General features: G+C 76.9%; 1 pseudogene. It reads right to left on the bottom strand.

The annotated features are described in order from the left end of the window. Positions 1 to 18: 18 nt before the first annotated feature. Positions 19 to 1,013 (bottom strand): annotated as a pseudogene (locus ACLEQD_RS44140) (carboxypeptidase regulatory-like domain-containing protein); the annotation flags it as partial.

Raw genomic sequence — 1,013 nt, 5'->3', positions numbered from 1 at the left:
CCTGGGGACGTCCGGAGTTCAGCGTGGAGGCGGCGCGCACCGCCGCGGCGAGCGCTCGGGCGCCAGGCCCCCGGACTCCGCCAGCGCGGAGAGGTTCAGCGACCTACCCTCGGGCGTGGCCACGGCCAGCGCCTCCACCGACAGCGACGCGCGCGAGCCCTCGGTGTCCCCGTGGAACGTGCGGTCCTCCAGGCCCGAGGGAGGCACGGGCAGGCGCACGCCGGTGACGGAGCGGCGGCCATCCACCCACACCGTCCAGCGCCGTCCGGCCGCGTTGGTGAACGTCGCGCGCACGAGCGTGGCGCCGGGCACCGTGGCGTCCATGCGCCACTCGCGCGGCAGCAGGCCGTGCCACGGCAACGTGTCGGGGTTGTAGCGGGCCCCCTCGGGGATGCCGAGGAACGCGTCCGCGAGGGTCACCGGCGCCGTGCCCTCCGGATCGAAGTGGGGCGCATCCAGGGGCGCCATCACCGCGCTGGTGGCCTGTCCCATGGGCTCCTCGCCGCCCAGCGTCCCCGACGACGCGAGCGCGAGCAGCCGGTACGCCTGGCCCTCCAGGCCGTGATGGGCGGGCGCCATGCGCACGCGCACGAGGCCCGGCGCGGCGAGCCCCGGCTGCGTGTCCGTGTTCGGATCCACCGGGTTGACGTTGACGGCGGCGCCCAGGCCCAGCGGCACGGTGCCGCGTCCGGGAGCCGCCACCGAGCCCACCACCAGGACGCGCCCCAGGTAGCCGTCGCGGAAGCGCGGAAGCGGCGGGACGCGGGTCACGAACGGGAAGGCCAGCGGCACCTGCCGGAAGTCCAGGGGCAGCAGCGGCGCCTGGACCGCCGGCTCCCCCGGGCTGGACGAACGCAGGGCGAACTGCACGTCGCGCGACACGGCGGAGGAGAACCGCCCCGACGGCGGCAGCGCGCGCGCCAGGAGCAGCAGCGGATCCGTGCCCGGATCCATCATCCCCGCCGGCAGCTCCCGCGCCAGCACCCGCGCGGTGAGGGCCCAGAGCGTGCGCG

This window comes from Corallococcus sp. 4LFB (assembly GCF_046520365.1).
GTDB lineage: Bacteria > Myxococcota > Myxococcia > Myxococcales > Myxococcaceae > Corallococcus > Corallococcus caeni.
The sequence above is the reverse complement of the archived record's forward strand: the minus strand, read 5'-3'. Positions and strand labels throughout refer to the sequence as shown.